The sequence below is a fragment of the Nocardia exalbida NBRC 100660 genome (assembly GCF_000308575.1).
Lineage (GTDB): Bacteria > Actinomycetota > Actinomycetes > Mycobacteriales > Mycobacteriaceae > Nocardia > Nocardia exalbida.
In genome coordinates this window covers 1-23,587 of the sequence record NZ_BAFZ01000060.1, presented here as the reverse complement: position 1 = coordinate 23,587, position 23,587 = coordinate 1, and the positions used below count along the sequence as shown (strand labels likewise).

Genomic DNA, 23,587 nt, shown 5'->3' with positions numbered 1-23,587 from the left:
GCGTTCAGGATCACAGCGATCGCGAATCCGCCCAGCGTGACCAGGCTCAGCGCCGCGTCACCCGCCCATTCCGCCGCCTCCGCGCGCACCAGACCGGTGTCGTGGCGGGCGGCGCGGAACAGCACCGACGCGACGGCGACACTCGCCAGCGAGGCGATCACCGCGTAGGTCAGCGCGGAGCCCGCCGACACCGCGCGGCCGCCGTGCACGATCTCCCGCACGGCGTTGAACGATCCGTACAGGCACAGTCCGCCGAGAGCGGCCGACTTCACGACGACCGCGACCGGCTCCCACGTCTCCCGGCCCCACGGGTAGATCGCATCGGCGCCCTTCGCGGCGGTCCGGTGCGCCATGACGGCCAGACCTGAAAGTCCGACGCTGACCAGCGAATAGAGACCGTCGAAGACGATCATCTGCGATCCCGCCGCGATTCCCCACACCAGCGACAGCACGACGAAGCACACCGAGGCCCACAGCGAGAACAGCAGCGCGCGCACTGCCGGACTACGTCTCGGCGCCGCGACCGCGGTCCGCCGCGCGCGACAGCCCTTTCCGGTCGTAGAAGATCGTTACCGCCGCACCGAAGCACAGGCCGATGACCAGGCCGAGCAACGCCATCCAGACGCCGCGTTCCAGGCCCGCCGGACCGCTGGCTTCGAAGTACAGGATGGCACGGGTGCCGAGGAAGACCTGATGCATCGGCTCGAAAGTGGACAGCCAGGCGAAGTAGGTGGGTGTGGCTTCGATCGGCACCGTTCCCCCGGCCGAGGGCAGTCCCAGGACGATGAACAGAATCAGGTTCACCAGCATGCCGACGGCGCCGAACGCGGCGAGTATCGACAGCGCGGTGACGCCGACGGCGACGATGGCGAAGGTGCTGTAGAGGAACAACAACAGCGCCTTGTCGATGGGCATGTCCAAAGCCGTCGCGACCGCCATGAACACGGCGGACACGATCGGCGCGGTCACGGCCAGAACGCCCCATTTCAGCAGCAGGGTGCGCAGCCGGGAGATAGGGGTGGGCGGGTAGTGCACGTACCACGGCCCGTATTCGGTCGGTGTGAAGCCGAGGGAGGCGTCCACCATGGTGTGGATGATCATGGCGCCGGTGAACCCGGCCAGCAGGAGCAGCAGCGTGTAGAAGAAGGCCGACAGCCCGCCGCCGGTGCCTTCGGGGAGCGGCCGATACGGCGCGACCACCACGTCGATCGGCTCGGCGAGCAGCAACTGGCCTGCTCCGGTCAGTCGCGGTGCCGGGCCGCCGGAGGACCGGAGTTGTTCGTCGACGGCGGCGGTCAGCTGCCGTCCGACGGTGGCGTTCACCTCGTCCAGCGCCTGTTCGGCGATGCGGAGCGTGATCTGCGTGGCGTAGGTGCCGGTGCGCGGATTGGTCTCCACGGTGATCACCGGCCGGTCGACCTTTCCGGGGACCACGCCCGCGGCGCCGAGGATCGCGAGCCGCTTCGTGAAGTCGCTCGGGATGACGATGGCGCCGTAGATCTTGCCGTCGCGCAGTTGCCGTTGCGCTTCGGTGATGGAGATGACGCGCAGGTCGACTTTGTCGGCCGGGATGTTCGCGGTGAGCGCCTCGGTGATCTGGCGACCGACGTCGGCCGGTTTGCCGCCGAGCGTGTCGCCGACGTCCTGATTCACCACGGCCAGCGGCAGGTCGTGCAGATTCTTCTCGGGATTCACGACGTAACCGAGGTACATCACCGACAGCAACGCCATGAGCAGCGTGATGACGACGATGGGGCGGGTCCAGGTACGGACCCGCGTGGGTTTCGCTGCCATGGGACCGGCTCCTCTCGCAGTGGTGACAGGGACTACTCGGCGAACTCTTGGTTATCTTCGCCCGTGCGCGCGGACATCCGGGGACCACGGTTCGGAGTTTCGCCGGAACCGCGGTCCCACCCGACGGCGCGCGGCTATCGCTCACCCGCCGACCGCTGCGGCCAGCCGGGGCAATTGCCGCAACGGGTTGATCCGTTCGACCTCCATCCGCTGGTCGGCGTCGAAGATGTCGCTGAGGCCGGGAGCCGGATCGTGCGTGCCGGACTGCGGGAGGGTGAGCGCGCTGAAGGGCCAGTCGGATCCGAAGACGACGTGGTCGCGCTTGCTGACCGCCAGCACACTCGCCATCGCCGCGGCCGACCCGCTCAATGCGGTGTCGTAGTAGAAGTTCCCGATCTGGCGTTGCGTGTCGAGTAGCGACGGCCTGGGCAGGTCCTCGGGCCAGAGCTCGCCGATCACCGTCTGCGAGGCGACGCTGATGCGATGGGACAGGAAGGGAAGCGTCCCGCCCGCGTGCGCCAGCTGGAAACGGATGTTCGGGTAGCGCTGCGTCATCCCGGTGGCCATCATCAACGTCGCCGCGCGGGTGGTGTCGAAGGTGAATTCTTCGAGGAAGTCCGGCAGCGGCAGTTTCGGTTTGGCGTCGGCGGCGATGGCGGCCGGGTGCACGAAGACGTAGGCGTTGCGCTGGTTCAGCGCGATCAGCAACGGCTCGAAACGGGGATCGCCGAGATAGACGCCGTCGTAGGCGGACAGCAGAACCACACCGTCGAGACGCAGTTCGTCCAGCGCGTACACGGCTTCGGCGATGGAGGCGGGGATATCGGGCATCGGCAGCACCGCGAAGGCGCCGAATCGCTCGGGGTGGTCCCGCAACAGCCCGGCGGCGTAGGTGTTGCAGTAGCGGGCCATGTCGGCGGCTTCCTTGCCGCGCAGGAACGACACGCCGGGGTCGGATACCGACAGCGCCTGCGCCTGGATCCCGTAGTAGTCCATGAACGCCAGCGCCCGCTCCGGCGACCAATCCGGCGTCGGGTACCCGCCGATGGTGACGTGACCGTGCTCGAGCAACGCCGCCCGGTAGTCCGGCGGCAGGAAATGCGCGTGCAGGTCGATCCGGTAGGTGCCCGAAGGCGCAGGTTGCCGAGTGCGAAGCGGAGTCGCCCGCGCGACCGTTGCCATCGCGGCGGCGCCGAGCGTCCCCGCGAAAGCGCCGCCCAGCGCCCCACGCCTGCTCATCTTCCTGCGGAATCGGGAATCGGTCATCGAAATCCTCACTTGTCCGGACGGGGAGCGGCCGAGCCGTCGATGCTCGCCCGCATCCCGCCACGACGGTATTCGAGGAAATCATCAACTAAGATGAAATCATCGTCAAGAGTAGATGAAGAAATACTCAGGACCGTGGAGAATGTCAACGACTTCCCCTTGCGGCGAGGCTTCGAGACGAAGCGGCGAACCCTTCCGGAAACTGTCCCGCGTGAACCGCCTCCCAGCTGGACAGCTCAGCCCTGCGCGGCATGCGTCGCGGCGTCCGCGTCGTATCGGCATGGCCGCGGTCCGGCCGTAACGACTCGGTGTCCGCCCTCGATTGCCACATGACCTTCGAAAGGAATTCGCATGAGCTCCACGACAATCGCCACCGCACGAGTCACGGCCGCCGCCGTGTCGGTTCTGGGCTTCGCCACGGTAATCGGTTCCGGCACAGCCCAAGCCGCGCCACAGGACTGTGTCGTCACGCGAGACCTGTTCACTGCGACGGCGACCTGCCACGACGAGGATGCGCCCCCCGGCAGGGAGTACACCCTGGTGATCGAATGCGTCGGCCTGCACGGCGTACCGAATGCGTTCCCCCTCATGGCCATCGGCCCTTACCGAGGTTCGTGGGGCGGCTCCTTCAGCCCCTCCGGCCAGGGCACCGCCTCATGCCTGGGCCCCACCAGCATCGGCACCACCACCAACGCCTACGTCGCGATCTACCGCGACTGATCGGATCGCGACGGGACTGCTGCTCCGTCAGCCGCGGGCCGCGCCCTCCGGCCACACCACGTCCACCGGCACACCCGCTTTGCGGGCCGGCTGCACCACCGAGCCGGTTCCGCTTCGCTCCCCGTCCGCACCGTCCCATACCGCGACCAACCGGTCTACCGAGTCCACCACCGCCGCGTTCGCGGCCTCGTACGCTTCGCGGCCCGCGTCATCGAAGTCCATCACCCGCACCACGGCCGCACGCTGCACGAGGTCGTCGAACAGCTCGGCGTGGTCGGGCTTCACCTTGGTCTGCCGGTAGTTCCGCGACGGCAACACGACCTCGAGCTGTCCGCCTGCGTCGAGGACGGCTCGGGCGAACACGGAATCGGCGCCACGGGCTATGCAGCTCACCCCGACCACCGCATCCCCCGTCCCGTCGGTGGCGAGCAGCTCACGGATCGCCGCGTAGACCAGCGGCTCGGCGGCCTCGGTGATATTCATGTGCCCGGTGACCCCGATGCGCACCATGCAGTTTGCTTCTATGCTGTCGCCGCGACGAGCGGCCGCATCCGATCGCGCAGTTCGGCCACTCCAGCCACGTTCACGTGCTGTCGGGTGCGGTTGTACACCCTGACGAGCTTCTTGGTAGCACAGGAGGAGCGCTCGCCGACGCCTCCAGGTGTGAACGACCGCTGCCGATCGGCCTTCGGGGCCGACGGTCTTACGCGGTGACGCCGATGCGGTTGGCCAGCGCCCGGGCCTCACGCTCGATGATCCGGCCGCCATGTGTCACGAGTTCCGCAGCCAGGTTTCGTGACAGCGGATGGCAGCGCATCGACTCCTCGGACACCGCCGTAGCCGTTTTCAGCGCGCCGAGTGTGCCGATCCAATCACGCTGCTGCCCGTAGGCGCGGCTCAATTCCAGCCACAGCCGGGCTCGCCGGTCGACGCTGGGTACGGCGTCCGGATCGACGACGCTCGCAGCATCCAGCGCACCACCCGACTTGCGCATGTCCACCTGAACCGACACTGCGGTCACGTCGGTATTCGCGACGCCGAACAACGTCCACGGATGCGCCGAACCGGACGGCAATGCGCGAGCCATGGCCATCGCCTGGTCGATTCCACGCAGCGCGTCCCCCTCCCGGCCGAGCCGAGCCGCGGTGATCGCACCGTGCAGGTGGCACGCGCCCCACAGCGCCTGTGCCTCCTGGTCATCGTCGAGGCGTGGCTCGAGCAGCTCGACAGCGCCCTGCGTCAGCCGGTACGCATCCTCTTCCCGCGAGGTGGACCGCCACACGTTGCCGAGCACCCAGCTGGCCGACGCCAGTGTCACCGGGTCGTCAGCGATCTCGGCCGCAGCCATGCACCGGTCAGCCGCGAGCCACAGCAGCGGCGCGTCGGCGACCCACGCAAGGACCTGCTCGGAAAGCGCGTACGCACCCGACAGTGCGGCTGCGGCGGCGCGGCGCTCCTGCCCGTCAAGGGTGCGAAGGGCGCGGCGGCCGTCCCGGATCAGCTCCGGCAGCATGGCACCGGCGTCCGCGCGCGGTTGGCTCGAGGTGTGCCACAGCCGCCAGGCCCGTTCGACCCGGGCCCGAAGCTCGGCGGGGTCGATCGCGGAGGACGACGGCATGAGGTCGACGGATTCGATGGCCTCGCGGATCTCCGGCACCACGGGATGACCGGCGCGGCGGGACAATCCGACCAGCAGTGCGTGCTCTCCAGTGAGCTCGGTGAGGTCACGCACACCGAGCGCCTGCCCGAGTTTCAGCAGCATCTCCAGACCGGGCGCGCCTTGGCGGCCCTTCTCGACGTCGCGCAACCAGTCCTCGGACCGACCGACGAGGCCTGCGACGACAGCGCGCGACTTCCCGGTGCGCGTGCGGATGATCTGAATGCGTTCGCCGATGGGGCGTCCGGCGAGTTCGTCAGGGCTCGGCATGTCCGCCACCTCTTCGCTGGTCGTCCCCTTCGCGGAACCCCGGGCCCGTCGACCGGGGCAAGTACCTCCGCGAAGAGGTGCTTTCAGGATAGCCACGCCCACGGCTGCGGATGGTGGGAAAACGCCACCAACGCGGGTGGGGCGACTTCCCCTACCTCGAATAGTGGTGTGTTCTCACCACTTCAGGCGATACCGGGCGCGCACGCTTCTCCCCAGCCCCGGCGCCAGGTGAGTGTCCACCCTATGGGCACACCTCCGGTGACGATGACGCCGCCGGAGGGTCGCTAGATCCCTGGCGCCGGGTGCTTCACCAATCAGCCCAGAGGGGAGCGGCGTGGGAATGGAAAAAGGCGGCAAGTTCCGATTGTCGAAGGTCTGGCAGTGGGAAACCATGGACGGCACGCCGTACGGGCCGCTATTGCGCGTGCGGTGCCCGGATACCGAGCACTGCCTACGGCTGGCCCCCTACTACGACGGCCGGATCGGATCCCACGACCGCAACATTCCCGGCGCGTGCGGCTGGGTCGGAGCAGCGATAGTCGATGACCGGCACGATATTCCGCGCTCATCCCTGATCACGCTGGGTGCGGTCACCGGCGTCGACCGCAGGCGGATGCCACCCGAGACGGGTGATCGGGATGCGTGACATCGACGACGCAACCGTCGTTCTCGCCGATACCCCGGCAGCACGATGCCGGTTCTACCGGGAGGCTTTCGGATTGCCCGCTCGGGTGCAGCCGGAGCTGGGCCGGATCTTCTTCGTCTCCGGCAGCATCGGTGCGATCACGATGCCCGCGCAGCTCGGCGCGGGCGTGCGCGCGCACCTGCTCGACCGTGGTGTGCGGCTGGGACCGATCGTGTCGCATCCACGGTCGAAGCGGTGGACGTTCGTCATCGTCCCGGACGTCCCGGCCTGTTCGCAGAGTTGTTCCGGCTCAATGTGTCTGTGGCCCGTCAGGGCGCGCGGATCGCGTTGCCGTCACCGGCAGACGGCGACCTCGGGTTCCGGGTCTGGGCCCACGCACCGCGAGGCACCTACCGGCCGCGCGGCATGGTCGTGGTCGAGGTCATCCGCGTCTGCGTACCCGCGCGGCGGCGCACGTCGCCGGACCGATGATGTCGGTCGTATCCGGCGGGAGGCGATCGCGGACGGTTCAATTGTCGTAGGACGCGACGCCGACCGGGCCGACGCCCACGCACAGGTTCAGGCCCGGTGTGGCGGTGGTGATTCGCAGGGCCGAACCGCTGCCGATGAGGCGAACGAAGACGGTGTTGGGTCCCTTTCGGACCGGCGCGGTCACCGTTTCGCCTTGTTCCAGGGCGACGGTGATGCGGCCGTCGCGGCTGGCGAGGTAGTTGAGTTGCGCTGTCCATTTGTTCGCGAGCATCGGGCCGTCGAGTTGCAGGCGAGCCGGGGCGGTGCCCTCGATCCGGTAGCCGCAGCCGGGCTCCGGGCCGGGGAGGATGATCCGGTTCCACCAGACCGCCGCCTCGACGATCTCACCGTTGTCGGTGATCATCCGCAGATGGGGTGTCGAGTCCGCGAAGGTGCCGGGAGCGGCTATGGGAGCCAGGACGTTCCTGGTGAGATTCTGCGGGTAGGCCAAGGGATTCAGCACATTCCACGGCACCTCCTGCTCGAGCAGTGGCGCGCCGTCGGATGCGCTCAGCCCCGATTTCACGTTGGTGATGTAGGTTTCGGTCGGGCCGGCACGCCAGGATCGCACGAACGTCCAGGTGGACCAGAGACTGCTGACGACGAACACCACCGTCACCGCGATCGTCACGGACCGCCCGGGAAGCGCTGGGCCCCGGCCCGGCCGGGGACGGGCCCGCAGCATCAGCGCACCCGCGGCCGCCGACACCACCGCCGTGTCGGCGAAGTAGCGCAGCGACTGCATCAACTCCCCCGCGGTGTTCGGGCCGCCGCGAGCCAGCGCCACCGCCAGTTGAGCGATCAGGACGTACGCCGCGGCCGTCAGCCAGACCGCTCCGATCCGCCGCCGGGCGCGCATCGTCAGCGCTACGACCGCGCCCAGCGCGAGCCAGGCCGACACCACCGCCCACCCCGGCGGATCCGCCCACGGCGTCGAGGGTAGCCACCGCTCCCACACCCAGGGGCCGCCGAACAGGGCGGGCACGACCCCCAGGGAGGCAGCTCCGGGCAGCAGGTCGCGCAACTCGTCCCACCTGTCGGGCAGACCGGGACCGTCGACCACCACGAGGTAGATGATCGACCAGCAGGCCAGCACCGCGCCCGACCCGACCCACAGCGACGCACCCCGCCGGGCCACCGTGCGCATCGGGGCCGCGCGCCCGTCGACGTAGCGGGCCAGCGCCGTGATGGCGAACGCGACGAACGGCACGACCGCCGACTTCTCGAAGAACAGCAGCGCCACCGCCAGCACCGCGACCCCGGACAGCGCGTATCGGCGGCGACCGGTGCGGACGAGCAGCACCGCGTCCCCGATCACCCAGGCGAGGGCGAACTGTAGCGGCAGTGCGTTCAGAGCGGCGGCCCACCAGGCGAACGCCGGGACCGTCAGGGGGCAGAACAGGTAGAAGACCAGCGGAAGCAGGATCGGCCATCGTGGGCCCACCACCAGCACCAGCATCCGCACCACGGCTACCGACGCGCCGAGCTGCATGATCAGCAGCACCGTCACCGGTCCGGCCCAGACCAGCGGCGCCACCGCGTTCACCGCCCAGGCCGTGGCGAATGCCAGCGGCATGAAGTGCCCGTCGTGGTCGTACAGCAGCAGGTCGGTAGACCACAGCCCGAATCGGGCCGCCCGGCCGACCAGGATGAAATCGTCCCAATAGAAGTAGCCGCTGCCCGCTACCCACCAGCGGACCGCCAGCTGCAACACCACCAGGCAACCGGCCACGACGACCAGTGGCCGCGCGTTCCGGATCCGCCGCAACCGGCCGCCGGCCGCCGCGGACCGAGGGGCGCGCGCGGGCTCCGGCACGGCGAGCACAGCAGTATCCATGTCATCCCACCGTAGCGGGGGGCCGTCGCTTCGCGGCTATGGGAATTGCCGGTCCCGCCGATACCACAGGTCGCGCGAGGGCAATGCGCCGAGTATCCGCGCGCGAGAACAGCGACGGCCGCTAGGTGAGTGCGTCCATCACGTACGCGGCGGCTTCGGCGAGGAGAGCTTGATCGTAGGCGGCATCTCGGGTGGCTTTGCTGGACATGATCGCGACAACGAGTGGCGCGGCATCCGGGGGCCACACGACCGCTATGTCGTTGAGTGTGCCGTAGTCGCCGGTCCCGGTCTTGTCGGCCACCCTCCATCCCTGCGGTGTGCCGGCCCGGATTCGCTGGGCGCCCGCGGGCGTGGCGTTGCGTTCCAGCAGATCGCGGAGGAAGTCCCGCTTGTCGCCCGGAAGGGCGTCGCCCAGCACGATCCGGTGATAGACCTCGCCGAACGCCCTCGGCGAAGTCGTGTCGCGCGGGTCTCCCGGGGTGGCTTCGGTGATCGCGGGCTCGATCCGGTCCATCCGGGTGACCGGGTCGCCCAGGCTCCGGGCGTAGGCCGTCAGCTCGGCCGGGCCACCCAGATCGCGGAGCAGGAGATTGCCCGCGGTGCCGTCGCTGTACCGTATCGCGGCGTCACACAGCTGGCGGATCGTCATTCCCGTGTCCACGTTCCGAGGGGTGACGGTGGCGTTCTTCAGCAGATCGTCGCGGGTGTAGGTGACGACTGTGTCCAAGTGCGACAGCGGATTACGCTGGAGCACCGCTGCCGCGGCCAAGCCCTTGAACGTCGAACAGAACGCGAATCGTTCATCGGCTCGGTGCGCGACGGTGACGCCCGTCCCGGTGGCGCGGGCGTAGACGCCCAGGCGTGCGTCGAACTTTCGTTCCAGCTCGATCAGCCGATCGTGGCGCTCGTCCGCCTGGGCGGTGGGCGCGGCGGAGGAAGAAGGCCCCTTCTCCGCAGCGCACCCGGCCAGCGGTAGGAGTGCCGCCGCGGCCAGAAGCCTCCGGCGGCCGATGGGCGACTGCGTCATACTCGGCCTCTCCCGTGGTCGATGTCGCGGTGAACGGGCTCACCACCGCGACTATCGTCCGCTGTCCCCACCGACGAGAGCCGAGGGTCAGTGCCCCAGCACGCCGCTCACTTCGTTCGGCGTGCTCGGCAGCGCGACGCTCGCCGTCTTCGCTCCGGTGCCCAGGTCGATGCGGTGCACCTGCTTCGTCCCGGGGTCGGAGACATAGGCGGTGCCGCCGCGGACGAACAGCGCGGGCCGAGGCTTCTGCCATTCCAGCGGCTCCTGCCAGGGATCCGTGACCGGGATGGTGCGCACGACGGCGCCCGCGACGGGATCGATCACGTGGACGCGGCCATCGGTGCCGAGGACCAGGGCTTCGCCGTGCGGGCCCCGGGCCAGCGAACGGAAGGTGTAGCTGGTGCCCAGATCGACCAGGCGCAACGTGCCGGTGACCGTGTCGATCAGTGCGACCTTGCGCGGGCGTTCGAGTTCGGCGTCCTTGTCCTGCTTGTAGTCGCCGAGGACGACCGGCGAGGTTTCGCTGCCCGCCTGGTTGCCGATCCGGCCGTACTCGGTGGGGCTGGTCACCTTGGTGATCGCGCCGTCGCGGTAGACGAGCACGCCGTTCTCGCAGCCGATCACCACGGCCTCGCCCGCGGCGGTCGCCTCACCGTGCACGCCGGGGCAGTTCTCGTTGCGCGCCCGCTCCGTGCGGTTCTCGTCGAGCACCACGACGCCGGTCCGCTTCTCCTCGGTGCCGAGGGTGAGGACGAGTTCGCCGTTGGTCAGTTCGATCGCGCCGCCGTGGTGCGGGGCGGCCGCGCGGTAGATGTCGGTCTTCGGCGCGCCCTTCGCGAGATCGGCGGAGTCGAACGCGACGACTTCGCCGGTGCCGTCGCTGAAGAGCACGGTCCGCCCGGCATGCCGGACCACGTGCCCGGGATGGGGGCCGGGAAAGTCCGTGCCGGTGAATTCGGCTGTGACGGCGTCGAAGACCCGGAAGCCCGCTTTGGTCGAGACGATCAGGTGCCGGTCGTCACCCGCGGGGTTGAGCCGGTTGAAGCCGTCGAGCTCGACCGTGCGCGCGAGTTCGAGGGTGTTTCCGTCCAGTACGTGGATTCCGCCGTCGTAGGTGATGGCGACCGGGTCGGTGATCGGTGTGCGCCGGGTGTCTTGTTCCGGGGAAGCATCGCCGCCGCATCCGGCGACGGTGAGTACTGCGGTCAGCAAGCCGGTCAGGGCGGCCGATTTCGTGGTTGTCGATCGAACAGGCATGGGCGACTCCGTCTTTCGTTGCGTGGGTCGGGCTAGGGGGTGGCGAGGCCGCGCACGATCGACTCGGTGTTGGCCCGCATCATTTCCAGGTAGGTGCCCGCGCCGCCGCCCGGCTCGGTGAGCGACTCGGAGTACAGGGAGATCACCTGTACGTGCACCCCGGCCTGGTCGGCGAGCACCCTGGCCAGGCGATCGGGTTGCGAGGCGTCGGCGAAGATCGCGCCCACCCCGGCGGCCCGGATGGTCCCGGCGAGGGCGGACAGATCCGACGGGCTCGGTGACGCGAGGGTGGTGCCACCCGGAATCACCGCGCCGACCACCTCGAAGCCGAATCGCTGTGCCAGGTAACCGAAGACGTGATGGTTGGTGACCAGCTTCCGCCGTTCGACGGGGATCGTCGCGAACCGCTCGGTCATCCAGCGATCCAGCCGGTCGAGTTCGGTCAGGTAGCGGTCGGCTCCGGCGCGGACCGCCGCGGCGTCCACACCGGGGACGTGGTCGAGGATCCGGTCCCGGATGACCTCCACCGCCCTGCGCACCCGGCGCGGATCGGTCCAGAAGTGCGGATCCGGTCTGCCGTTCGCTTCGTGCGCCGCGTAAGCGATGGGGTCGATCGCCGCGCCGACGGATACGCCCGCGACCCCGGACTTCTCGGCCACCTCGACGTTGCGCAGCACGCTCTCCTCGAGACCGAGACCGTTGTAGACGATGAGGTTCGCGCGTTCGAACCGGGCGGCCTGCTGGGCGGAGATGGCGAAGAAGTGCGGGTCCGCGTTCGCCTGCATGAGCACGGTGACCTCGACCGCATCCCCGGCGACGGCGCGGGTGAGATCGCCGAGGATATTGGTGGTGACGAGGACTCCGCCTCGGTGGGCGCCGGAATTCGAGCATGCGGTCAGTGCGAACAGCGCGGCGACGATCAGCGCGCACAGGCGGGCAGCGAGTCTCATCGGCCGGTCTCCACCATCGAGGTGGGCATGATGTCGAGGCGGAACGTGCGCGCGGTGCGCAGGTTGTCGGTGTAGTCGATCTCGTGGATCGCCCGCGCCACGGGATCGTTGAGGTAGGCGCGGTGTTCGTCGACGAGGATCTGCGGCGCGGGCGTGCCGTCGGCTACCGGCGCGGTCAGCGGGCGCGCCGCCGCGGACTCGCGGCCGGTCGCGGCGTCGTAGCTGTGCAGCAGGCCGTCCGCGGTGAGCACCAGCAGTGCGGCTCCCTCCCCCGCCGTGTTCGCCGCGACCACCGGACCGGTGTCGACCGAGGTCCAGGTCTTGCGTCTGACGTCGAGCACCCACACCCCGCGCCGACCGGCCGCGGCCACGAGCGTCGCGCTGCCGCGGCGGTGGCGGAACTCGACCGCGCGGTCGGCGTCCAGGGTGCCGGGCGGATAGGGGATCTTCTCGCCGGTGAACGCCGCGTCGCGTGCCGTCACCAGCAAAGCACCTTCGGCGCAACCGAAGACGACGCCCCGCCTGGTCACCGCCGAGCCGCGCGGATGCGGGCACGGCTGTGCGAGGTCCGAGGCGTGCGCGCCGTCTCGGGTGCGGACCTCGATGCGCGCACGGGAGGGCACGGCCACGAGCAGGTGCTCGGCGTACGGCACGGCGGCGGCGTCCGCGATCACGCCGCGCTCGCGCACCGACCCCGCGCCGAGCGCGGACCGGTCCAGCAGCGTGGTGCTACCCGCGTCGGAAACGATTGCCGTGATCGCGCTGTCGGCGTGCGCGACCGACACCGGGCCGCCGGTGCTGATGCCCAGATCGCGGGCGGGCGCGCGGTAGTAGTGCACGTGATCGCCGTGGTCGACCGCCCACGCACCCGCGTCCACGATCCGCATCCGGTCGCGGGCGGACAGGAACGCGAAGCGCCCGTCGGTAGTCATCCGGTCGACGCCTTCCATCCGGCCGAGATCGATCACCTCCTCGGTCACGAGGTCGACCACCCGCACGGCGCCGGTCGCGTTGTCGGCCACGACCAGACGCGGCTGCGCCTCGTCGGTCTCCTCCGCGCCCGCCACGTACCCGTGCGGCGTCGGCTCCGCAGGCTCGGATTGTTCTGTCGCGCAACCGATCAAGGGCGTGATCGCGGCGAGGACCAGCCCGAGCGTCAGTGGTTTCGCGGTCGTGCGGGAGGCGCGGATCCGCTCGCGCAGCCAGGACGACAGCGCCGAGACGAAGAACAGCGCGACGGCCGTCGCCGCGATGGTCGCCCCGGCGGCGGTGCTCGCGTGCCACGAGATCAGCAGCCCGGCGAAGGTGGACAGCGCGCCGAGCGCCGCGGCGGTGAGCATGATCAGCGGGATGCGATGCACCCAGTAGACGGCGGCCGCGGGCGGCGCGATGAGCAGACCGAAGACCAGCAACGTGCCGACGATGTGGAAGGACGCGACGATCGCCAGGGTCACCAGGCCGATCAGCGCGACGTTCGCCATCCGGGGCCGCAACCCGAGGGTGTGCGCCTTGCGCGGGTCGAAGGTGAGCGCGACGAACGCCCGGTAGCCGAGCATCGAGATCACCGCCGCGAGCACCGCGGCCGCGACCAGATACCAGAGGTCACGCGCCCCGACGGCGAGTACGTCACCGAAGAGGAAGCCGGTCAGGTCCACCGCGAACGAGGGCGAACGCGACACGATGATCACGCCCGCCGACAGCATCCCGACGAACAGCAATCCGATGCCGGTGTCGGCGGCGAACCTGGTGCCGCGGCCCAGCACCGAGACGCCGGCCGCCATCGCCGCGGCGCTGCATGCCGCGCCCAGCACCAGGTTTCCGCCGAGCAACGCGGCGATCGCGACGCCCGGCAGCATGCCGTGCGCCATCGCGTCGCTGAGAAAAGCCATGCCGCGCAGCACGACCCACGTGCCGGCCAGCGCGCACAAGCACGACACGAGCAATCCGCCCCACAACGCCCGCTGCACGAACGAAACCTCGAACGGGGCCAACCACTCCATGAGGCAGCACTCTACAATGATAACGGTTTTCATTTCAATGAGGTGATCGGAGTCCGCTCATGTCGCAGTCCGCTGTCCATCTCGCCGAGGTGACGGCCGGTTACCGGGGAAACCCGGTCCTGCACGCGTTCACCGCCACGATCCCGGCCGGACAGGTGACCGCACTCGTCGGGCCCAACGGGTCCGGCAAGTCCACCCTGCTCGGCGTGCTGGCCGGCGTCGTCACGCCCACCACGGGAACCGTTCGCCGACAGCATCTCCGGCGCCCGGCATTCGTCGTGCAGCACAGCGGCGTTCCCGCGACGCTGCCGATCACCGTGCGGGAAACAGTCGCGATGGGACGGTGGGCGCATCGCGGCGCCTGGCGGCGTCTCACCCGGCAGGATCGCGCGGTGGTGCGCGCGTGCCTCGACCGGATGGCCATCGCCGAGCTGAGCGAGCGCCGGCTCGGCACCCTCTCCGGCGGCCAGCGCCAACGGGCGCTCCTGGCGCAGGCTCTCGCACAGGAGTCGGACCTGCTACTGCTCGACGAACCGGCCACCGGCCTGGACTCCGCCGCCCAGCAGGAGATCTCCGAGGCCATCCGCCGCGTCGGCGCGCGTGGCGTGACGGTCGTGCACGCCACGCACAGCCGCGAGGACGCCCTGCGCGCCGACCACTGCCTGCTGTTGCGCGACGGCCGACTCACCGGCCAGGGCGATCCGCACGACGTCCTACGCGAGCAGATCACCGAGGCGGTCGACTAACGCGGCACCCCGGGCATGCCCGCGAAAAGGATCTGGAAGACCTTGGGCGCGTTGGGCACGACCGCGCTGGACGGAGTGAACGGCGCGCCCGCGTTGGTATCGGTGACCACGTAATCGGCGTGGCTGCCGGGAACCCGGTCGAGGATCCCGTCGCAGCGTGGCCCACCGGTCGCGTTCACCTTCGGCAGGTCGTCGGGAAACCGATAGGGCCGCGCGCCGTACATGAAGCTCGCATTGAAGATGGCTCCCGGCTCGTACCCCCCGATGATGGCTTCGGCCGCGGGAAGAGCTTTCGCGATACCGACGACCACGCAGTAGAGCACCGGTGAGTACGTATCCAGCAGCGAACTGGTGGGCCGCAGGAGCGCGGTCACGGCGGAGAGATCCCCCTCGTTGTTCGTGAGCACCGACCGGGTCGTGTCGGCCAAGCCGATGAGGTCGAGCAACACCGCGTCCAGGTCTTGCGCACCCTGGGCGACCGTCGCGCCGGTCGCGATGGCGTTGCCCGCCGTGCGCAACAGATCGGGGGTGGTGTCGGCGTAGAGCCCGGTGACCTGACCGGCAGACGACAGGTCCCGCCGCAGCGCGGGCAGACTCGGGTTGATCTGCCGCAGGTAGTCGTCCGCGCGAGCCAGGAGATCGCCCAGCCGATCGCCGCGCCCTTGCAGGGCGGTGCCCAATGCCGCCAGGGTGGCGTTGAGCTTGCCCGGCTCCACCTCGGCCAGGATGTCGCTGAGACGCTGGAACAGCGTGTTGTATTCGACGGTGACCGACTCCGCGCGGATCGTCGCCCCGGGCCGCATCGGCGTCGGCGAGGGCACGCCCGGCACGACGAAATTCACGTATTTGGCGCCGAATACGGTGGTCGAGCGGATGTTCACCGTCGCGTTGGCGGGCACCAGCCGCAGCAGCGCGGGATCGAGCGCGAGACGCAGGCGCGCCCGGTCACCATGGAATTCCACGGCGCTGACCCGGCCCAGTTCCACCCCCGCATCCGCACCTTGGCGTCGGGGTCCAGAACCAGTCCGGTTCGGGACGTCTCGACGGTGACGGTCTCCGTGGAGCGGAAGCTTCCGGCGTACATCGCGACGGCGACCGCGACCACCGCGGCGACGAGCAGGATCAGCACCGCCCCCGCGACCTTCAACCGCACTATCCGCCACGTCACCGACATGGCCTGCCTGCCGACATCCATCTTCGAATCCACCGATCACTTCTCGGCGCGGGCTGTGCGGCGATGGCGGCACCCGCGATCGTGGCGTCCGGCCTGCGCGACGGCGGACGTGGCCCGTGTCTTGCCGGACGCTCGCTGACCGTAGTACTGTCCAGACACGTGTCCATCATAAAACTTGGACACTTATCTGGGGAAGGATTTCCAATGACTCTGGTGAAACCACAGCGGGTATCCGGAGGCGACCACGAGCACGGTCATCTGGAGGAGTTCCGCGTCGACCCGATCGGCCTGATGCGCCGGGTCCGCGCGGAGTGCGGCGACGTCGGCTCGTTCGATCTGGCGGGGCGCCAGGTCATCCTGCTGTCGGGCGCGGAGGCCAACGAATTCTTCTTCCGCTCCGGCGACGAGGACCTCGACCAGGCCGCCGCCTATCCCTTCATGAAACCCATCTTCGGCGACGGCGTCGTCTTCGACGCCAGCCCGGAACGCCGCAAGGAAATGCTGCACAACCAGGCTCTGCGCGCCGAGCACATGCGCGGGCACGCCGCGACCATCGCCCGCGAGGTCGAGCGGATGCTGGCACGCTGGGGCGACGAGGGCGAGATCGACCTGCTCGACTTCTTCGCCGAACTGACCATCTACACCTCCTCGGCCTGCCTGATCGGCGTGAAATTCCGCAACGACCTCGACGACCGCTTCGCGCACCTCTACCACGACCTGGAACGGGGCACCGACGCACTGGCCTACGTCGACCCGTACGCCCCGATCGAGAGCTTCCGCCGCCGTGACCAGGCGCGGGCCGAGCTGGTCGAGCTGGTCCAGGCGATCATGGATCGCCGGGCCGCCGCCCCGCCGACCGGCAAGGACGATCGGGACATGCTCGACGTGCTCATCTCGGTCCCGGGCGACAACGGCGAACCGCGCTTCAGCGCCAGCGAGATCACCGGCATCTTCATCTCGATGATGTTCGCGGGCCATCACACCACCTCCGGTACGGCGGCCTGGACGATCATCGAATTGCTGCGCCACCCCGAGGTACTGGGCCGGGTCGTCGCCGAACTCGACGAGCTCTACGCCGACGGCTCCGACATCAGCTTCGGCGCGCTGCGCCAGATCCCGCACCTGGAGTCCGTGCTCAAGGAGACGCTGCGCCTGCACCCGCCGCTGATCATCCTGATGCGGGTGGCCCGTGGCGAGTTCGAGGTCTGCGGGCACCGCATCGAACCCGGCGACCACGTCGCGGCCACACCCGCGATCTCGAACCGGATCCCGGAGGACTTCCCCGATCCGGACGCGTTCGATCCCGGCCGCTACATCGATCCCGACCAGGCCGATCTCGTCAACCGCTGGACGTGGATTCCGTTCGGGGCGGGCCGGCACCGCTGCGTCGGCGCGGCATTCGCGTTGATGCAGTTGAAGGCCATCTTCTCGCTGCTGTTGCGGGACTGGGAGTTCGAGATGACCCAGCCGTCGGAGACCTATCGCAACGACCACTCCAAGATGGTCGTGCAACTCGCGCAACCGTGCACCGTTCGCTACCGCAGGCGCCGCAAGCAAGACAACGGCTGAGAGCACGGCCGGGCCCGCGCGAGTTCCCCGCCACAGGGTGACGGGGAACTCGCACCCGGACCTACTCGTAGCGCACGCGCCAGCTCTTGATGCCGTTGATCCAGCCCGACCGCAGCCGTACCGGCTCGGCGACCTGCCGCAGGTCGGGCATCACGTCGGCGATGGCGTTGAACATCAGATCGATCTCCAGCCTGGCCAGGTTCGCGCCGACGCAGTAGTGCGCGCCGGTGCCGCCGAAACCCACGTGCGGGTTCGGGTTGCGCAAGACGTCGAAGGTGAACGGATTCTCGAAGCCCTCGTCGTCGAAATTGGCCGAGCTGTAGAACAAGCCGAGCCGCTCGCCCTGCCGGATGCGCTGCCCGCCTAGTTCCAGGTCTTCGGTCGCGGTGCGCTGGAAGGCGGTCACCGGCGTGGCCCAGCGCACGATCTCGTCGGGCGCGGTGCGCGGACGCTGCTGCCGGTAGATCTCCCACTGTTCCGGGTTGTCGACGAACGCCTTCATCCCGTGCGTGATGGCGTTGCGCGTGGTCTCGTTGCCCGCCACCGCGAGCAGGATGACGAAGAAGCCGAACTCGTCGGAGCCGAGCGCCTCGCCGTCGAGGTCGGCGTGCACGAGTTCGCTCACGATATCGCCCACCGGGCAGGCGCGGCGCTGCTCGGCCATGTTCCAGGCGTAGCCGAGGATCTCGGCCGAGGCCGTCGCGGGATCGCCGTACTCGGGGTCGTCGTAGTTGAGCATCTGATTGGACCAGTCGAACAGCTTGCGCCGATCCGCCTGCGGCACGCCGATCAGCTCGGCGATCGCCTGCAACGGCAATTCACAGGCCACCTGTTCGACGAAATCGCCGCCGCCGGATTCCTTGGCGCCGTGCACGATGCGCGCGGCGCGGTCGGTGAGTGCGGCCCGCAGGTTCTCCACCGCCCGCGGCGTGAAGCCTTTCGAGATGATCCGCCGGATCTTCGAGTGCTTGGGCGGGTCCATGTTCACCAGCAGGGCTCCGGTGAGCGCCATCTGCTCCGGGGTGATGTCACCGGGCAGACGGATGATCGCCCCTTTCCGCTCCGAGGAGAACAGTTCCGGATGCTTCGAGATCTCCTTGATGTCGGCGAGCTTGCTGACCACCCAGTAACCGCCGTCGCGGAAACCCCCGGAGGTCTCGTCGGATTGCGCGTTCCACCACACCGGGGCGGTCCGTCGCAGCTGCGCGAACTCCTCCACCGGACTTCGGTTCTCCCACAGCGCCGGATCGGTGAAATCGAATCCGACAGGTAATGCCGATGCGGCCATTGCTACCTCCTAGATGAAACGGGCAAGCCGGTCAGCGCGGCGCCGTCCGCCGCGCGAGGTCGGAATCGGCCGCGGTGGGCGAAGCGCCGTCGGCCCCGCGCAACGAGGCGGCGGCGCGACCCGCGACGAGCGGCAGCTCGAGATAGGTCCGCACACCCGGTTCGGCGGCGACGACGTAGGGAATCGAGTTCACGCAGTGCATGGCCGTGGCGACGATGCCGGGGTTGCGCGCCAGACCGGCGGCGGCGCTGTGCGCGTGCATGCCGGTGAAGGTCACCGTCGCGCCGGGATCACCGACGATCTCGACCTCGTACCGCTCACCCGCCGGTCCGAATGTCCAGGGTGGATCGAGGTTCTCGGTGCCCATGAACCAATTCACCGCCGCCGTGATCACCGGTGCGCCGCGGACGGTCCCCTGCCAGCGGAAGCGTTGCGCGGCGACGCGTCCGGGCGCGATCGGCCCGATCGGCGAGTCGATCGGCGCGGTGGCCACCGCCGTCTCGTGCGTCACCCGCAGTCGCTCGTCCAGCGCGATGCCCAGCGCCTCCGCGATCATCCACACCGATTGGCTGTAGCCGCCCGCGAGGACGTCCGCCATGACGCTCGCCGCGGCCTGCTCCGGTGTGGCGCCGAACAGCATCCAGTCCCGGACCACCTCGGGCGCGCCATAAGTGCGGATATCGGAGAATTCCTCGGCGCGCACCTCGGTGATCGCCCCCGACAGCGCCGACACCACCAGCGGAATCTTCTCGGTGATGCCGCCGGGATGGATTCCGGCGCCGTGCAGAGTGACTCCGGCGGCCCGGCACAGCTCGTCATACCGCTGCCGCTCCGCGCGGCGCGGATAGAACCAGCCCAGCGGTGTGACGATGTTCTTGCCGGACCGCAGGATCGCGCGCACCGTCTCGGTGTCGGCCATGAACGGGCTGTACAGCACGCACTCGGCCGGTGTGGCGAGCAGACGCTCGGCATCGGTGCTCGCGCGCACTCCGATCGGCGCACGACCGACCAGCTCGCCCAGGTCCACACCGTCCTTGTCCGCGCTGTGCACCCAGGCCCCGGCCAGTTCCAGATCGGGATGGTCGAGAATGCCCTCGATGGCGGCCCGCCCGACTCCGCCGGTCGCCCATTGGATCACCCGGATCATGTCAGTCCGCCTTGTGGTCGGGGCCCCGGCCGGCCACGTACTGCTTGGCCCACCGATAGTCGGGCTTGCCGCTGGGCGCGCGCACGATGGTGTCGGCGACCCAGATCTGTTTGGGCACTTTGTAGCCGGCCAGGAATTTGCGCACGTGCGCCTGCAGGTCGGTGAACTCGACCGGCCCGGCTCCGGACAGCGACACCACGGCGGCGACCTGATGGCCCCAGCGTTCGTGCGGCACGCCGAGCACCACCGCGTCGTAGATCGCGTCGTGGGTCTTCACCACGCTTTCGACCTCTTCGACGAACACCTTCTCGCCACCGGTGTTGATCACCATGTTGCCGCGGCCGATCAGCGTGATCGATCCGTCGGTCTCGGCGCGGGCGCGGTCGTCGGTGACGACCATGCGTATGCCGTCGACGGTCTTGAACAGTTTGTCGGTCTTGCCGGGGTCTTTGTAGTAGCCGATCGGCACGTTGCCGGTCTTGGCCAGCCAGCCTTCCGAACCCGGCGCGACCGGGTGGCCGTCGTCGTCCACGACGACGGCGCCGCGACCGGTCTGCACGCGGGGCCCGCGGGCGGGATCGTCGTGCTTCTGGGCGAATCCGATACCGCCGAAACCGGTTTCCGACGACCCGATGGAGTCCGAGACGACCGCCCACGGGAACAGCTCCAGCAGCGCGTTCTTCACCGGCTGCGACAGCAGCGCGGCGCCGGAGGCGATCGCCAGCAGGGAAGAGGCGTCCACCGGCTCGCGCTCGAACGCCTCGAGCAGCGGTCTGGCCATGGCGTCACCGGTGATCACCATGACCTGGGGACGCTGCTGGGCGACGGTCCGCCAGACGCTACCGGCGTCGAAGCGGGATTCGAAGATCACGGTGTTGCCCGACCACAGCGCGGTGAAGGTGGGCATCATGGCCGCGGCGTGGATCAGCGGCGGCAGCACCAGCCAGGCGCTCGGATCGACCTGGGCGCCGGTGCGGGACTGCTGGAACTCGTCGGCGACCGGTTCGCCGGTGTAGAAGTCGATGCCGCCGCCGAGGACCCGCCACATGTCCTCCTGCCGCCACATGACGCCCTTCGGCATGCCGGTCGTCCCGCCGGTGTACATCATGAACAGGTCGTCGGGACCGCGGCGGACCGCCGGGCGGTCCGTCGGCTCCCCGGCGAGGGCGGCCTCGTAGCCCGTCGACACGGAATCCGCGTCGCTGAACTCGTCGGCTACGCAGAGCGTGTGCCGCAACGCGGTCGTCCGGGCTTCCTGCACGGCTGCGGCGTAACAGGAGTGGTGCACGAGCACCTCGAGATCCGCGTTGGCGTAGACGTAGGCCAGTTCCGCCACGCCGTACCGGTAGTTGATGTTGATCGGCACGGCGGCGAGCTTGAAGCACGCGATCAGCGTCTCCATCGTCTCGATGCTGTTGTGCATCTGGAAACCCACGTGCGTTCCCGCGCCGACGCCGAGGCTCGCCAGATGATGTGCGAGCTGGTTGGCGCGGGCGTCGAGTGCCCGGTAGGTCACGCGGCGGCCGGACTGGATCAGCGCCACCCGCTCGGGCATGGCGTCAACGGAGTGCTCGAAGAGGTCGGCGAAGTTGTTGGCCATCTCGTTCCATCTCTGGGTGGGGCTGTCACACGACGGTGAGCGGAAGGGGGATCCCCCGGTCGGTGAAGGTGAAGGCGGCGCCGGTGCTGAACCGGGTCAGCGCGACCTCCGTCGCCTCCCGGAACGCTTTGTCGCCGAGCGTGACGGCGGCGCGCCACCCGTCCGCGCCCACCGCGACGACCTCGGCGGAGAAACGCGGGTTCACGCCGCGGACCAAGGCGTTCAGCGGCTGTAGGTGCTCGGGGTCGAGCATCGACGGCCACGCTGCGTCGGTGTGCGCACCGCTCGCGGCCGGAAACGTCACCGTGACCGTGTCGCCGGTGTCCGCGATCTCGATACCGGTGTAGGGCAACGGATTCAGAACGGGATGTAGCCGCAGTACCGTCGCGAGCGCGGCGGCGTCGTCACCGAGGCCGAGGCAGTTGCGCAGGCGCTCACTGGTGAGCCCGGCGATCCCCGCGAACTGTTTGCGTCCGATCTCCAGCGCCGCGGCGGCGTCGGCGCGGGCCCGCACCGCGATCATGAAACCGAGGGTGAGCAGATGATGTTGCAGGCAGACCTCGTCGGCGAGACGCACCAGCGCGGAGCGGGAGAAGTCCGCGAATCGCACATCGCTGAGCAGGGGGCCCGCGTAGTCCGGCCGTCCTTCGTCGTCGCGATCGATCGCGGCCAGCTCCAGTCCCGCCGCCACCGACCCGGCGACCAACTCGGCGTTGGGCGGCACGGGCGGCGGCACATGCCCGGGATCGATGACGACCGTCCACGCGCACACCGGCTTCCGGTCGGCCGGATGGCGGGGCGGGCGGTGGATGGGCCGGACCCGCGCGTGCGGGTTGGTGGCCAGCGCGGTCGCGTCGAAGGTCGGGTCTTCGATGTCGTGGCACATCGACACGACGAAGTCCTCGCCCATCGGTTCCACATCGGCCAGCGCGCCGCAGTGGTCGAGCCAGAACTCGCCGTGGTGGTGGTCCTCCACCCGGAAACGGAAGTCCATGAACTGCGGTGGAGCGCCGATATCCAGTTGCAGTCCCTTGAAGATTGTCTCCACGCCGTCGCCTGCGAAGCCGAGCGCCCGCTGCATGCGCCGGGTGTAGACCGGGCTGGCGACCTGCCACTCCTCGATGGCGATCTCGGTCATACCCTCCCGGCCGAACGCGGCGATCGAATGCGCCATACCGGAACGGTCGATGAGGTGCCCGCACAGGAGCAGTTCGGGAAGCAGCGCCGCCAGGGTGTCCCGGTCCAGGTCGGCGAATCGGCTGTGTGATGCGGCCATGTCGGTCACCACAGCGGGACGGGGGATTCGCCGATGCGGTACCAACCGGGCAGCGGTTTGCCGGAGACGGAGCGCTCGATGCGCTTCTGCATGCCCGGCGTCAGCGCCTTGTTCGTGATCATCTCCATGAACATCGCCGAGACGTTGCCGAAGTCGAAGAAGTCGCGCTGCCAGGACCATTGGAAGTCGCCGCCGTAGCGGAACCAGCTGCCGCCGATCCCTTCCGGCGAGTAGTTGCGCCCGTCCGGACGCTCGGCCTCGCTGATCTGCTTCCACAGTCCGATGACGTTGCCGGTGCGGTCGTCGACCACGAACTCCTGGTAGGGGTAGGTCCAGCCCTCCAGTCCGGCCATCTCCTGGCCGAGGGCCAGATCGCGGATCTCGTCGCGTCCGACGGCCATGAACTCCTGGGTGGGGCCGTAGTTCCAGCCGTAGGTGGCGTCCTCGGTGTACATCTGCGCGAGCGGTTTCCAGTCGCCCTTCTCCTCGCAGCGCTGGTTCTCCACGATCCAGCGCTGGATCATCTCGTCGAGCTCGGCGCGGTCGAAAGCTGGCATCAGTCGGTACCTTTCGGGGAGTGGTCGGTCGCGTCTTCGTCGGCGATCGACAGGGCTCGAGTGGGGCAGTAACGGATCGCGTCCGCCACGGCGGGCCGCAGCCCGGCGTCCGGCACGTCGTCGAGGATTTCGACCCGGCCGCGTTTGGGCACGGTGAATACCTCCGGCGCCTCGGCCTGACAGACCGCGTGCCCCTGGCACAGATCGAGGTCGACCCGGATTCTCATGACCGGCTCCGCACGGTCCGGCTTCGCGACCCGGGTGTCCGGGTTCGTTCGCATCGACGGCTCATCGGG

At 69.2% G+C, this 23,587-nt stretch carries 24 protein-coding genes; 5 read left to right on the top strand and 19 right to left on the bottom strand.

Annotated elements, in window-relative coordinates; all coding sequences use genetic code 11:
- From ON29_RS13930 to ON29_RS36665, 4 genes are all read right to left on the bottom strand, one after another.
- On the bottom strand, window positions 1-497 hold a 497-nt coding region (locus ON29_RS13930), incomplete at its 3' end, for a cation efflux transmembrane domain-containing protein (protein ID WP_040866680.1).
- A 7-nt stretch (window positions 498-504) separates the two neighbouring features.
- A complete protein-coding gene (locus tag ON29_RS13925) occupies window positions 505-1,794 on the bottom strand; it encodes a YhgE/Pip domain-containing protein (RefSeq protein ID WP_040866679.1) in 1,290 nt (429 codons plus the stop codon).
- 141 nt (window positions 1,795-1,935) lie between these two features.
- The gene (locus tag ON29_RS13920) at window positions 1,936-3,060 is read right to left on the bottom strand and encodes an amidohydrolase family protein (RefSeq protein ID WP_040866687.1); all 1,125 of its coding nucleotides are present in this window, start codon (window positions 3,058-3,060) and stop codon (window positions 1,936-1,938) included.
- Window positions 3,061-3,068: 8 nt separating this feature from the next.
- Window positions 3,069-3,209, bottom strand: a complete 141-nt coding sequence (locus tag ON29_RS36665) for a hypothetical protein (RefSeq protein ID WP_157172772.1) — start codon at window positions 3,207-3,209, stop codon at window positions 3,069-3,071.
- 202 nt (window positions 3,210-3,411) lie between these two features.
- Here ON29_RS36665 and ON29_RS13915 point away from each other — a divergent pair, with 202 nt between their 5' ends.
- The gene (locus tag ON29_RS13915; RefSeq protein ID WP_245548949.1) at window positions 3,412-3,780 is read left to right on the top strand and encodes a hypothetical protein; all 369 of its coding nucleotides are present in this window, start codon (window positions 3,412-3,414) and stop codon (window positions 3,778-3,780) included.
- A gap of 27 nt (window positions 3,781-3,807) precedes the next feature.
- Here ON29_RS13915 and ON29_RS13910 read toward each other — a convergent pair whose 3' ends face one another.
- Window positions 3,808-4,290 (bottom strand): hypothetical protein, encoded by a 483-nt coding sequence (locus tag ON29_RS13910; protein ID WP_040866678.1) that lies wholly within the window; start codon window positions 4,288-4,290, stop codon window positions 3,808-3,810.
- Window positions 4,291-4,483: 193 nt separating this feature from the next.
- Window positions 4,484-5,707, bottom strand: a complete 1,224-nt coding sequence (locus tag ON29_RS13905; protein WP_040866685.1) for a helix-turn-helix domain-containing protein — start codon at window positions 5,705-5,707, stop codon at window positions 4,484-4,486.
- A gap of 334 nt (window positions 5,708-6,041) precedes the next feature.
- On the opposite strand from ON29_RS13905, the gene ON29_RS13900 reads away from it, so the two are divergent.
- Together ON29_RS13900 and ON29_RS37050 are read left to right on the top strand one after the other, a co-directional pair.
- Window positions 6,042-6,353 carry a hypothetical protein gene (locus ON29_RS13900; RefSeq protein WP_157172771.1) on the top strand — a complete coding sequence of 104 codons (312 nt, stop codon included), beginning with the start codon at window positions 6,042-6,044 and terminating at the stop codon, window positions 6,351-6,353.
- A gap of 234 nt (window positions 6,354-6,587) precedes the next feature.
- The gene (locus ON29_RS37050) at window positions 6,588-6,824 is read left to right on the top strand and encodes a hypothetical protein (protein WP_245548948.1); all 237 of its coding nucleotides are present in this window, start codon (window positions 6,588-6,590) and stop codon (window positions 6,822-6,824) included.
- Window positions 6,825-6,861: 37 nt separating this feature from the next.
- On the opposite strand, the gene ON29_RS13890 is transcribed toward ON29_RS37050, so the two are convergent.
- The 5 genes from ON29_RS13890 to aztB form a co-directional block, all read right to left on the bottom strand.
- Complete coding sequence (locus tag ON29_RS13890; protein WP_245548947.1) at window positions 6,862-8,700, bottom strand: hypothetical protein; 1,839 nt, start codon at window positions 8,698-8,700, stop codon at window positions 6,862-6,864.
- Window positions 8,701-8,821: 121 nt separating this feature from the next.
- Window positions 8,822-9,727, bottom strand: a complete 906-nt coding sequence (gene bla, locus ON29_RS13885) for a class A beta-lactamase (RefSeq protein WP_040866676.1) — start codon at window positions 9,725-9,727, stop codon at window positions 8,822-8,824.
- A gap of 87 nt (window positions 9,728-9,814) precedes the next feature.
- Complete coding sequence (aztD, locus tag ON29_RS13880) at window positions 9,815-10,984, bottom strand: zinc metallochaperone AztD (protein WP_040866675.1); 1,170 nt, start codon at window positions 10,982-10,984, stop codon at window positions 9,815-9,817.
- A 32-nt stretch (window positions 10,985-11,016) separates the two neighbouring features.
- Entirely contained in the window at window positions 11,017-11,934 is a 918-nt protein-coding gene (gene aztC / locus ON29_RS13875; protein ID WP_040866674.1) for a zinc ABC transporter substrate-binding protein AztC, read from the bottom strand.
- Window positions 11,931-13,934 carry a zinc ABC transporter permease AztB gene (aztB, locus tag ON29_RS13870; protein WP_040866673.1) on the bottom strand — a complete coding sequence of 668 codons (2,004 nt, stop codon included), beginning with the start codon at window positions 13,932-13,934 and terminating at the stop codon, window positions 11,931-11,933. The genes aztC and aztB overlap by 4 nt, the downstream gene beginning before the upstream one ends.
- A gap of 59 nt (window positions 13,935-13,993) precedes the next feature.
- On the opposite strand from aztB, the gene aztA reads away from it, so the two are divergent.
- Window positions 13,994-14,680 carry a zinc ABC transporter ATP-binding protein AztA gene (aztA, locus tag ON29_RS13865; protein ID WP_040866672.1) on the top strand — a complete coding sequence of 229 codons (687 nt, stop codon included), beginning with the start codon at window positions 13,994-13,996 and terminating at the stop codon, window positions 14,678-14,680.
- On the opposite strand, the gene ON29_RS13860 is transcribed toward aztA, so the two are convergent.
- Together ON29_RS13860 and ON29_RS37640 are read right to left on the bottom strand one after the other, a co-directional pair.
- Window positions 14,677-15,666 (bottom strand): MCE family protein, encoded by a 990-nt coding sequence (locus ON29_RS13860; RefSeq protein WP_306307218.1) that lies wholly within the window; start codon window positions 15,664-15,666, stop codon window positions 14,677-14,679. The two genes, aztA and ON29_RS13860, sit on opposite strands and share 4 nt — an antisense overlap.
- Complete coding sequence (locus tag ON29_RS37640; RefSeq protein ID WP_306307217.1) at window positions 15,558-15,887, bottom strand: hypothetical protein; 330 nt, start codon at window positions 15,885-15,887, stop codon at window positions 15,558-15,560. The genes ON29_RS13860 and ON29_RS37640 overlap by 109 nt, the downstream gene beginning before the upstream one ends.
- Before the next feature lie 171 nt (window positions 15,888-16,058).
- Between ON29_RS37640 and cyp51 the strand changes: the two genes are divergently transcribed.
- Window positions 16,059-17,423 carry a lanosterol 14-alpha demethylase gene (cyp51, locus tag ON29_RS13855; protein ID WP_040866671.1) on the top strand — a complete coding sequence of 455 codons (1,365 nt, stop codon included), beginning with the start codon at window positions 16,059-16,061 and terminating at the stop codon, window positions 17,421-17,423.
- A gap of 61 nt (window positions 17,424-17,484) precedes the next feature.
- Here the strand turns inward: cyp51 and ON29_RS13850 are convergent, their stop codons facing one another.
- Genes ON29_RS13850 through ON29_RS13825 form a run of 6 tightly spaced genes read right to left on the bottom strand, consistent with a single transcriptional unit; the run spans window position 17,485 to window position 23,518 of the window.
- Window positions 17,485-18,711 (bottom strand): cytochrome P450, encoded by a 1,227-nt coding sequence (locus ON29_RS13850; RefSeq protein ID WP_040866670.1) that lies wholly within the window; start codon window positions 18,709-18,711, stop codon window positions 17,485-17,487.
- A 31-nt stretch (window positions 18,712-18,742) separates the two neighbouring features.
- Window positions 18,743-19,858, bottom strand: coding sequence for an NAD(P)H-dependent amine dehydrogenase family protein (locus tag ON29_RS13845; protein WP_051175187.1), 1,116 nt, complete (start codon window positions 19,856-19,858; stop codon window positions 18,743-18,745).
- A 1-nt stretch (window position 19,859) separates the two neighbouring features.
- Entirely contained in the window at window positions 19,860-21,458 is a 1,599-nt protein-coding gene (locus tag ON29_RS13840; RefSeq protein WP_040866669.1) for an acyl-CoA synthetase, read from the bottom strand.
- Window positions 21,459-21,483: 25 nt separating this feature from the next.
- Window positions 21,484-22,734 (bottom strand): hypothetical protein, encoded by a 1,251-nt coding sequence (locus ON29_RS13835; RefSeq protein ID WP_040866682.1) that lies wholly within the window; start codon window positions 22,732-22,734, stop codon window positions 21,484-21,486.
- A gap of 5 nt (window positions 22,735-22,739) precedes the next feature.
- On the bottom strand, window positions 22,740-23,291 hold the full coding sequence (locus tag ON29_RS13830; RefSeq protein ID WP_040866668.1) for a Cif family virulence factor: 552 nt from the start codon (window positions 23,289-23,291) through the stop codon (window positions 22,740-22,742).
- Window positions 23,291-23,518 (bottom strand): ferredoxin, encoded by a 228-nt coding sequence (locus tag ON29_RS13825; protein ID WP_040866681.1) that lies wholly within the window; start codon window positions 23,516-23,518, stop codon window positions 23,291-23,293. The genes ON29_RS13830 and ON29_RS13825 overlap by 1 nt, the downstream gene beginning before the upstream one ends.
- Between the last annotated feature and the right edge of the window lie 69 nt (window positions 23,519-23,587).